Consider the following 10,790-nt stretch of genomic DNA (forward strand, 5'->3'; position numbering starts at 1 on the left):
TGATCTTGGAAGCCCGTGCCTGTCACGTTCCGGGACGCCACCGAGCTGACAGACCGCCACGAACCGGGCCCCACACGACAACGCCGAAGCCCTGGTTGGCAGGCCGCGGCATGATCGGGCAGAAGGGGGAGGGGCTTGCGAGGCCGTGAACGGCCTCACCCCCCTCTCCATCTTCTCTGCGTCGGCCTAGAGCCAGCCGTGCTAGGTGGCGAACTGTTGCAAGCCGCGGCGAATCTCCGGAACCTGGCTGCCCGTCAGCGTCGGCTCCATCGGCAGCAGGATCTCGGCGACTTCCCCGACGTACTCGTCGTGTCGGACACATCACATAACCCGTCGTCGCCGGCACCCTGACTGGTCGTGCCGCTGGCGGAAGCCTCCTGGGGTGTGACCAGGGTGCCGTCGGCGCTCTTGGCGACTCGCACCGACGACGCCTCTGGGGGGAGAGACGTCCTCTCCGCGTGATCGGGCCCTGACCGCCGCCGTACCGCCGCACTGTGGAGCGTTGTGCAAAGCCTTGCGTGCCAAAGCGCCGCCACCTGGCCTGAGCCTTTTGTTTAACCTCGGCGGTTCACCTGACCTGCTGATCTTGGTTCGTTCCCGGGACAGCAGGGCGGCCGTTCTTCACGCTTCGAGGTGTCGAGCAACGTCGCGTGAAGGAACGGCCGCTGGTGAACAGTCTCGCCCCCGAACAGTCCGCTGACGCCGCACTGGGCGTCCTGTCCCACTTTCGTGTCGAGTTCTACGACTGCCTCTACACCCGGGCGGATGCGCTCTTCGAGCTCACCGACGCGGTGCTGTGCTCGGACGGCCCAGTGACGTCGCTGGTCGAGTTGACCCTCACGGCCGAGCACCGGCGTGGGCACGGAGCGATGTACGACGCGGTCAACCACGGCTGGCTGGAGCCGCGCCGCCTGCGCAGGCTGCTGGCCTCCACGCCGCTGCCGCGTGCCGCCGACGGGCGGATCGTGCTCGCGGTGGACGTGAGCAACTGGCTGCGTCCCGACGCCCCCACCAGCCCGGAGCTGCTGTTCTGCCACGTCTACGGGCGAGGCCGCAGCGCGGACCAGTTCATCCCCGGCTGGCCCTACTCCTTCGTCGCCGCCCTGGAGACAGGACGCACCTCGTGGACGGCCGTGCTGGACGCGATCCGGCTCGGGCTGGCCGACGACGCCACCGCGGTGACCGCCACCCAGATCCGCGACGTCTTCACCCGGCTCGTGCACGCCGGGCAGTGGCGGCCCGGCGACGCGGACATCCTCATCGTCATGGACTCCGGCTACGACGTCACCCGCCTCGCCTACGTCCTGGCCGACCTGCCCGTCGAGCTGGTCGGCCGGCTGCGCTCGGACCGGGTCATGCTCCGCGACGCCGGCCCCAGGCGCTCCACACCACGCGGCGGGCAGCCCCGCAAGCACGGCGGTGTCCTCACCTTCTCCAAGCCGGACTCCTGGCACACCCCCGACCAAGCCACCACCTGCGACACCACCCGCTACGGCAAGGCCGAGGCCCTGGCCTGGGACCGGATGCACCCCCGCCTGACCGCCCGCGGCCCCTGGCTCGACCACTGCGGCGAACTCCCCTTGATCCACGGCACATTGATCCGGCTGAAGGTCGAGCACCTGCCCGGCGACCGCGACCCGAAACCGGTCTGGCTATGGTCCTCACGCACCGGCATGACCGGCCAGGATGTCGACCTGCGCTGGCAGGCGTTCCTCCGCAGATTCGACCTTGAACACACCTTCCGGCTGTTCAAACAGACCCTCGGCTGGACCGTGCCGAAGGTCCGCGACCCGCACACCGCTGACCTGTGGACCTGGCTGATCATCGCCGCCCACACCCAACTCCGCCTCGCCCGGCCACTCGCCGAGGACCTCCGCCGCCCCTGGGAACGGCCCGCCGAGCCCCGTCGGCTCACCCCCGCCCGGGTCCGCCGCGGGTTCCGCCACCTCCGCGTGAACACCGCCCGTCCCGCCGGCGTGCCCCAACCCTCCCGGCCCGGGCCAGGACGCCCACCCGGCTCGAAGAACCGCAGGCCAGCCCCACGCTACGAACCCGGGAAGACCGTGAAACGAGCCGAAACCCTCACCGAACACGTCCGCTTGAAACAGCAACGAGGATAAAGATCAAGCTGAGTTCAACCAGCACCTTGATGAGCGCGACTGGGCGGTTCCCAAGCCAGCCGGTTGATCACCCTCTCACATCCATTCCGGGCACATGCTTCAACCATCGAACCGCCTGAGCCACGTCGACATGAGCGTGGAGCTTCGTATCCCACCGTTTGCTCGCGTTTGCGTCGTCGGCTGCACTAATCTTCAGACAGGTACTGTCGGGCAAGGGGCCCGAGTTGTTGGGGGTTGGAATGGTCGCTGGTCGTGTGGTCCGGTTCGACGGCACAAAGGGTTATGGTTTCATCGCACCTGATCACGGTGGAGAGGATGTCTTTCTCCATGTGAACGACATGCTGATACCGGAGTCCTATGTCCGCTCGGGTACAGCAGTCGAATTCGAGATCGAGGAAGGCGACCGGGGACCGAAGGCATCGTTCGTGCAACTCGCCAAGAACGCCGACGGTACCCCGGTCACGCCTCCGAGGTCTGTCGCGGTGCGGCAGGCCGTGGGCGACGAGACATTGTGCGATGTACTCGATCGCGATGAGTACCTGAGGGATGTCACCGAGGTTCTGCTGGAGGCAGCACCGTCACTGACAGGTACCCAGATCGTGCCGATACGCTCCGCATTGCTGCAGTTCGCAAAGGGCCACGGCTGGATCGAGGGCTGACGACGTCCCAACGGCCCTGACGCGCCAGGGCCGTTCAACATGTTGGCCTCTGGCAAGGGCTACTTCTTCCCCGGCGCAGGCATCGGAACGCACTCCGGCGTCAACAGCTCCACGAGGTGACGGGACGACGCGCCCCAGGACCAGAATCCCGGACCGCCCTGGCGTCTTGCGGCGTCCGTCTCCGGCGAGCTTGGCCATCTTCGCACGCAACGGTTCCAGCTTGCCGCGTCCCGCCACTTGAGGGCCCAGCTCCTCACCCACCGCCCTGACTTTATGGTGCGGTATCAGCAGGACCGCCCTCCCCGTCACACAGGCGGGAGTCGGGGCGACGGCCGCGGCCTCCGCCGCGGGTCGGTCCTGCTTGGCCAGCCGGTTCAGGACCGCTCGGCGAGCACCAGTTCGTCCCGTTCGGCCTGGACCTTCTGCAGTAACTTGCTCAACTCCTCAGCGAACTCCTCCAGTTCACTCCGGTGAGCCAGTGATCCGCTCCAGCTCCTGCGAGCCCGCGCCCTCCCCCACGCCTTCCCGCCGTGCCGGCGCGATTACGGATCGTAAGGGCGGCACGACGGTCAGCGCAGCAGAACCCGACAACGACTCCGGCAGACAAGCCAGACGATCTTCACTGTGGACACCCGCCGACGACCAACGTGAGTATCCCGCCCGCCCCTCACACCAGACCTGTGGCCTGCAACTTCACGATGCACAGTGCTCAATCTCGAAGGAAGTTTGGACTCAGGGTCAGCGGTGTACTTCGGACGCAGCGGCCCGCTCGCGTTGCTCCAACTGCTCTGCCAGCTCTATCCAGTTGGCCGCGCATTGGCGTGCAAGGCCTCCTATCAGCTCTCCGCAGTGCGGCGGCACGGCAGAGATCAGGCCGGACCACTGCGTTGCCGCGTTCTGCTGGAGCAGCCGCAGTAGGTGACGGCCGTCGTCCTTGAGGCGCAGGGACGGATCGCGTATCAGTTTGTCGAGGACCGGGCCCGGGGCACTCAAGGTCGGCTGCGCTCTGTGGCCCTGTCTTGGTCTCCTCTGGGTAGTAGCCAAGGCGACGGGGGCGACATCGGGATCTGAGATAGCAGCAGGCACTGCGGGAACCGGTTCCTCTGGCACGGTGCGGGCGTCCGGGCGTGCGGGGGCCGGTGGCTCACCGGATCTGACACGCTTACGGACGTCACTCGCGGTGGCAGGGGAAATGCCGGCCAGGCGGGCTATTTTGCGCAGGGACGCCTCGGGGTTCTGGGCGATCACCTCAGCGGCTCTCAGCCGGCCCTCGACGCCGTTCAACGGGCGCATCCGGCCGTCCTGGCCCACCCGGGAGTTCAACTGCGTCTTGGCGGCAGTTGAACGGCGGCGGATGGCGGCCACCGCCTTGGAGCCGAGCCCCGAGGCGCGGGCGATGGCCCGGTCGGACATCTGCGGATGTGAGTCGATGATTCGGGAGGCAGCGGCGCGCCGGTCAGCGAGTGACAGGGGCAGCCCGTGCGTCACGTTGGCTTCGACGGCGCGCAGGAACGCGTCTTCGGCTGTCCCGTCGAAGAACTCCACCTCGATGGTCTCCTGGCCTCTCATATAGGCGGCCAGAAGACGGTGCATGCCGTCGATCACCTGTAGGTCGGACCGGTTGACGAGGATGGGCGGCAGCACACCTTCATATTCAGCGAGCCGGGCAGCGTGCTCCTGGTCCAACCCCTGCGATCTCGGAGAAGTACCCGGCGCCAAGGCCGCGATCGGTACGGAGACGATGACGGTGGCCATGGCCCCGGAGGCTTCGGTGATGAGATCAACCGACTCGCTGCGTGTAGGGACGATTGTTCCGACGTGCGGCTGGTGTAATTCTCTTACCGCTACTCCTCCCTGAATCACTGCTCGGTCCTGGCGAGTTAATCCCTTCTCCTGGCTCAGATAGATTGATGCCTGTTCCGCTGAAGGTTCGTGGCAGTTATATGTGGTCCGCATAACGCCTGACACGGTTATGTCCATAACTCTCCTGTGGAACGGTTCTTGTGGGTCTTCGCGATCTCTTGTGGGCTGGCCGGATGGCTGAGGAAAGTCTGATATTTTAAGGTTCGTCTAGTTCGTCGGTCATCCGCTGGCTCATCGCGGTCTCGCTGAGGTCGGGCGCAAAGCGTAGTTGGCCTGGCCGCTCTCGCCGCCAAGTGCGACGGCGGAGAAAACGAGGACTGAGCCGTTCTTGGCGCGGAGCATGCTGCTGGGTGGTCTGCTTGGTTACGGGGAACATGCCGAGGACCTCGTCCGGGGAATGACACGGGTGCCGGCGTCGGCGTGGGCGATGTTGCAGTTGCGGTGAAACCGCGGCCCCACGACCGGATCGTCGATGACTTTGTCGAGCTGCTGGAGATCCTTGTTGTCTGGGGGCGCGGCCACCACGGTACGCAGTTGGGCTGTGGCGGGCTCAGCCCACCGATTCCTCCCAATCCGGTGGGTGGTTCTCACGCGCGTCCTCGCACAGCAGCATCCAGCAGATCAGGCATTCCTCAGCCAATCTGGGCGGCTGGCCCGGCCGCTTAGGGCACCTACGGATGAAGCCGTCGTTGGCGGCGAGCACCTGCCAAGCCAGGTCGTTTTTACGTAACAGGGCTGCCCCAAAATTACTGACAGCCTGGTGCGATGGCGACGCAACACTCGTCCCGGCGCGGGGGTCCCCGGGTGCCGGGGGCTCGTACCCCATGGCGTAACATAGGGGGCGGTGCGCTCGCGCTCGTCCATGCTCAGAACCCCGGCCACCTTGTCGAGGAGGTGCGGGTTCGGGGAGGCCAGGCCGCGTTGCAGATCGGCGTAGGTGCGGTACGTCACGTACAAGGCGTGGGCGCCCTGGGACTGCGACAGGCCCGTCGAGCGGCGTCCCCTCCGAGATCGTTTGGGCCAGCCGACCTCGACTGGATCTATGTGTCCGCGCTTGCATCGCAGCTGCTCCTGCAACGCCTCCTTGTTGTTCATCACATTTCCCCGTATTGAACTCTGGGAGCAGCAGTGCCCGGTCTCGTGCTGCTCCGATACACGGCGGGTGGAGCTCCGCCTGGGTTTGACGCCGTAGTTCCGCCCTGCGGCTCGGTGGTCGTTTCTCAGCCAAGGAGCATCAACCCGGCATGCGTGTCGGCTGGGTCGCCCTTCTCCCCGTCCACAGGAGTAGAGGCAGGCATCTGGCTGAGCCGACCCTCCCCGGCCGCACATCCAACGTCGGCGTCTCGTAAAGCCCTCGTGGGAGTCGGTCAGGCACCCCTCGAAGGCCAGAGTTGCTCCCCTACGTGTAGGGCCCCGACCTTCTGACGGACGGAAGCCGACTCTCTGTAAGGGACTGGTTGCATCCACAGTGACGTTGCCACGGGAGTTCCTGCGCGGGCTGCGGCTGCTGGTCCAAACCGGAGGCGGTGCTGCGGTGGCACTATGACCTCATGAGGGAGTGTCACGCGCTTGCCTGTCGGCCGAAGCCTTTCTCTTGTCGCCAACCTCCGCCAATTCATGGGGGCCGGAAATTGCGGCTAGTCATCCGGTCCAAGAGAATTCCTCCTCAGAACGTCAGCGGAGAACTGATTGTCTCGACGAGTGACCCGTACCGGTGGGCGGCCGTTTGTACGAGGCGGGGATTGTCGCGCCGACCCATCGTCGATCTTCCAGGCGAGCACTCAGGGACCGTACTCAGCGAATGAAGAGGTGTCAACTGATCCGCTGGGACCCTCTCTTGTGACTCTGTGGCCCGAAAGCTGCTGTATAAGGACAACCTGTGCGAGGCAGTGGAGAACTTTCGGCCAAATGCGAGCGCAGAGTCGAACATGCATGGCCAGGCTGGCGGGCGGCAGCTTAGGTTGGATCACACCACCTATCCGCTCCGGGGGATCCTCACCTGGAGTTGAAGACTTGACCCGAAGTAGCAGTGCTGGCAACGGCACCACTGGCCTGTCGTCCTTTGCTCGACGGCTCGAAGACATCATTACCGCGTACTACCGGGGCAACCGGCCTCCTTAGCCTCAATACCGGTAACTTAGGGCTTTGGTGTTCGCTTGATCCGTTTGGGTTTGGTGGCACCAACGATGGTGACGGCCGGAACGTGTGGGCGGTCTGCAGCGCGGTGGGCGGCGCGTTTGAGGGGCCAGCTGGCGACTTTGCGTTTGACGGCGCGGGGGTTGGCCCGGCGGCGTCGCGGTGGCAGGAGGCGTTCGAGGAGTTCAGCGTGGGTGGCCTTGATGGCGCGGGCGAGTCGGCCGGGGGGAAAATGCCGCTTGGTCGGTGACCTGGCGGCGCACGATGCGCAGTGAGCGGGTGAAGGAGATCCGGTCGGGGTCCCGGTCGGCTTGTCGTGCGGCCTGGTGCATCAGGTGCCGGATGGCGTGGTGGACGAGCAGGAAGCCGTAAAGTTCCTGCTCGGCCCCCTCCGGGTGCTGCGAACGCAGTACCAGGTGCGACCCGCCGAGGTGGGTCTTGATTTCGTCGAGGGTGGACTCGAACTCCCATCGCTGGGCGTAGAGGGCGGCCAGTTCCGCGGCCGGGGCCTTGTCCGGGTCGAGGATCGTGGTGATGAGCCGGTAGACGCCTTCGTGGCCGGCGATGGTGTATTCCACCGCGCGTACTGGCACCCCACGACGGGTGTGGTGGATGTCGCTGCGATCGAAGATCTCGGTGAGATAGGAGCCGTCCGACAGTTGCTCGACCACCGGCAGCACGAGGTCTTTACGGACTCGCCACAGCAGGTCCGCCCCCGTGGCCGCGGCTGTGCGCCACATGTCCACGCCGTAAAAGCCACGGTCGGCCAGCAGCAGCATCCCCGGCCGCAGGGACACCAGGACCGCCCGGGCCAGAGCCTGCTCTCCGGTGCGCAGAGCTCCGATCGCAGCATCGAAGACGGCGTGGGTGCCGCACTCCACCAGGCCGACCATACGCAACTGCGGGTAGCCGACGTCCTGTTCACCGCGGCCGGACCGGGGCGGACGGCCGAACGCCTCCACGTTCGCCCTCGTGTCGGGCAGGTCGAATGTGGTGCCGTCGATCGCGGTCAGCCGCCAGTCGCGGTAGAAGGCACCCTGGGTTTCCGGTGTGGCAACCGGACGGCACACCCGCGCGAACAACTGCCGCAACGGCGCCACCCCCAGCCGGGACCTGGCCTTCCAGATCGCCGCCGTACTCGGCACCACCCACGACGCACGCCAACTCCGCGCACCCTGCAAACCCGCGGTCAGCAGCCGGGCGACCTCCTCATAGCTCTGCCCGGAGAACAGGCACATCGCCAACACGAAGTAGACCACCAGTCGGGCCGGCAGCAGCCGGTTCCGCTGCTGCACCCGCCCCGTCTCCGCCAGCACCTCATCCACCAGCGACTGAGGGAACGCCTGTGTCAGCACCCCGACCGCGACCCGATCCGACAGCCGCTCACCAGATGACTTCAGTTGACCCGCTCTTGCCACGCCAACAAAAACGACCAGATTGCCCCTAAGTTACCGGTATTGTCCTTAGCCTCGCTGTTTCGGTTGAGTCCTGTGGGGTGTAGTTGATCGTCAACTGAGTTATGGCTGGGGTGGTTTCGGCTTGCGCTGAAGGGTGGGGTTCCGACGCGGTGTCCGGGTTCTCCGAGGTCCTTCGGGTCGTGGGCGGGCGGGGGCTTGATGGTTACCCGGCCGGGCGCGGCAGCGCGGCGAACCGGAGTAGGCGGTGACCAGTTCGTCTCTCCAGGGCCAGGTTGCCGAGATCCGCAATCGGAGGCGGCGGCCGCCGCGGGTGAGGCGGGCCGTGACATTCAGGAGCCGGTAGAGGAGCTTCTTCGGTTCGGCGGTGGTGAGGTCGCCGTCCAGCAGCAGGAGCTGTGTCCAGGGGAGCAGGTCGGCGGCTGCCAGGGCGAGTTCGGGCCAGACGGTGTTGAGCCGGAAGTGGCAGGAGGGGAAGCGGCCCAGGCCGGTGTCTCCTTGCCGCAGCGGATCCGGTCTTCGACGGTTCTCGGCGTACACGTGAACGCGGATCTGGCGAAATTTTCGTAGCCGGAGATCACCACGGGAACGTGGTGCGCGCTCTGGTTGCTGCCGGACATTCTCTCGTCGTGTGTTGTCGAACTTCCTTCCCTGCTACCGCACTTGACGGGCGGGCCGGTTATCTCCGTTGACGCGACTGGCGCTGTCGTGATCGTCAAGACTCGTGTGCGTGACGAATGCCTTCCCGGTGCACGGACTGCGGCATGACCAGTGACTGGGTGCACGGCCCTTGCGTACGCCGTCTCGCCGATACGGCGGTCGGTGGTCGGCCGGCGCGGATCGAGTTGAGCGTGCGCCGTTTGTACCGCGTGAACCCGGCTTGCTTGAAGGTCATTTTCACCGAGCAGGTCGACGGACTGACGGTGCGATACCAGCGCCGTACCCCACGCTGTTGCAGGATCTAGTCGAGACGGTTGGCGTCCTGCTCGCGGGGCGGGACGGTGCTCGGCTCCTGGGACTGATGAACGCGCCGCTCTCACGCACCAGCGTGCTGTTCCAGCTGATGAGAGTGCCCTTGCCGGCCACCGTGACGCCGCGGGTGCTGGATGTGGACGACTTCGCGCTGTACGAAGACTTGTACGCCACGCTGCTCGTCGACGGCGACACCCTGCTGCCGATCCCCCTGTGGGAGGGGCGTGACGCAGCCGGGCTGGCCGCATGGCTGAGGCGGCATCCCGGCGTTGAGGTCGTGTGCCGGGACGGCTCAGTGACCCGTCGGCCGATGGCGTTCTGGAAGCAGTGCAGGTCAGTGACCGATTCCAGTGCGCCATGAGGCGCCTTGTCGTATCCCCGACTCAGTCGGGATGAATTCGGAAGGAGATTCTTGGGTCTGATGGCTTACCCAATCCGGAAACGGTGACGGGACCAGAGCATGCCAGGAAATCGACGGCCGCTCTCAGGCAGTAGAGGCGACGCGTCGAGGGACCCGCGTGACACGGTGAAAGCTGAATTGCCTGAACCCCAATTCCCAGGAGATTGAAGGTCGAATCCGTCGGAAAGCTGCCCGTAACCGACGCCGCATCCTGCGACGACTTGATGGAATGGTCGACGCACCTTCCGGAATGCGGAGCGATGCCCAGTGAGGGCATTCAAGGGAATGAGTGGGGCACCTACATCACGCTAGAACGTACGACAAGGACGAACATGGGATCACCTACGGGAAGAGATCTTCCTATGGCGACGGAGGCCCCGTAGTAGTCGCCGGAGTCACGACCGGCCAAGGAGGACGGGAAAGCCGTCCACATCGGGCGAAAAAGGCCAGGTGATCGGACACTCAAGACTTGGGAGGTATGCGAAATGCAGAGTGCCGAAACGGTGCTGGGTGTCCTCCATGAACGCGGCAGGCGTGGCCTGCCGTGCAACGAACTGTATCGACAGCTCTTCAATCCGCAGTTGTATCTCTGGCTTACGGACGTCTGTACTCCAACAAGGGAGCGATGACGCCCGGAGTCACTGGAGAGACCGTGGATGGCATGTCGCTGGGCAAGATCGAGCACGTCATCGACGCGCTGCGCCACGAGCGCTACCGATGGAGCCCGGCTCGCAGGGTCTACATCCCGAAAGGGCGGGGCAGCACGAAACTGCGCCCGCTCGGCCTGCCACCCTGGAGTGACAAACTCGTCGGCGAGGTGATCCGCCTGCTTCTTGAGGCGTACTACGAGCCGACGTTCTCCAACTCCTCACACGGATTCCGTCCCCGCCGGGGGTGCCACACCGCACTGCGCGATGTGGCCAATACCTGGACGGGGACGGTCTGGCTTGTCGAGGGCGACATCGCCCAGTGCTTCGACCGGCTTGACCATTCGGTCATGCTCCGAATCCTGGGAGAGAAAATCCACGACAACCGGTTCCTTCGGCTCGTGCGCAACATGCTCAAAGCCGGATACCTGGAGGACTGGATCTGGAACGCCACGCACAGCGGGAGTCCGCAAGGCGGGGTTGTCACGCCTCCAACGCAATGGATAACCGGGCTGTGTGTCGCCCTCGGCGTCGGAGTCCGGTGACTGACCGTGTTCGGCTGGGGTGTGCTCGCGGAT

5 protein-coding genes and 2 pseudogenes are annotated in these 10,790 nt (G+C 65.5%); 4 read left to right on the plus strand and 3 right to left on the minus strand.

Translation table 11 applies throughout. From position 1 onward, the window contains the following. The first annotated feature begins 668 nt into the window (after positions 1-668). Positions 669-2,120 carry an NF041680 family putative transposase gene (locus tag ACWD35_RS43390; protein WP_451356847.1) on the plus strand — a complete coding sequence of 484 codons (1,452 nt, stop codon included), beginning with the start codon at positions 669-671 and terminating at the stop codon, positions 2,118-2,120. Between the two features lie 239 nt (positions 2,121-2,359). Next, complete coding sequence (locus tag ACWD35_RS43395) at positions 2,360-2,779, plus strand: cold-shock protein (RefSeq protein ID WP_451356848.1); 420 nt, start codon at positions 2,360-2,362, stop codon at positions 2,777-2,779. Positions 2,780-3,517: 738 nt separating this feature from the next. Here ACWD35_RS43395 and ACWD35_RS43400 read toward each other — a convergent pair. The 3 genes and pseudogenes from ACWD35_RS43400 to ACWD35_RS43410 form a co-directional block, all read right to left on the minus strand. After that, positions 3,518-4,534 carry a ParB/RepB/Spo0J family partition protein gene (locus ACWD35_RS43400; protein WP_451356849.1) on the minus strand — a complete coding sequence of 339 codons (1,017 nt, stop codon included), beginning with the start codon at positions 4,532-4,534 and terminating at the stop codon, positions 3,518-3,520. A gap of 2,429 nt (positions 4,535-6,963) precedes the next feature. Next, positions 6,964-8,196 carry an IS4 family transposase gene (locus ACWD35_RS43405; protein ID WP_451356850.1) on the minus strand — a complete coding sequence of 411 codons (1,233 nt, stop codon included), beginning with the start codon at positions 8,194-8,196 and terminating at the stop codon, positions 6,964-6,966. Positions 8,197-8,398: 202 nt separating this feature from the next. Then, positions 8,399-8,717: pseudogene (locus ACWD35_RS43410) on the minus strand (transposase); the annotation flags it as partial. 497 nt (positions 8,718-9,214) lie between these two features. Between ACWD35_RS43410 and ACWD35_RS43415 the strand changes: the two are divergent. Continuing rightward, on the plus strand, positions 9,215-9,526 hold the full coding sequence (locus ACWD35_RS43415) for a hypothetical protein (RefSeq protein ID WP_451356851.1): 312 nt from the start codon (positions 9,215-9,217) through the stop codon (positions 9,524-9,526). 524 nt (positions 9,527-10,050) lie between these two features. Continuing rightward, positions 10,051-10,703 (plus strand): annotated as a pseudogene (locus ACWD35_RS43420) (reverse transcriptase/maturase family protein); the annotation flags it as partial. Between the last annotated feature and the right edge of the window lie 87 nt (positions 10,704-10,790).

The sequence above is a fragment of the Streptomyces sp. NPDC002671 genome (assembly GCF_053592475.1).

Coding starts and splice junctions, on each gene's coding strand:
- ACWD35_RS43415 (WP_451356851.1), top strand. CDS start 9,215: ATGAACGCGCCGCTCTCACGCACCAGCGTGCTGTTCCAGCTGATGAGA.
- ACWD35_RS43395 (WP_451356848.1), top strand. CDS start 2,360: ATGGTCGCTGGTCGTGTGGTCCGGTTCGACGGCACAAAGGGTTATGGT.
- ACWD35_RS43400 (WP_451356849.1), bottom strand. CDS start 4,534: ATGGCCACCGTCATCGTCTCCGTACCGATCGCGGCCTTGGCGCCGGGT.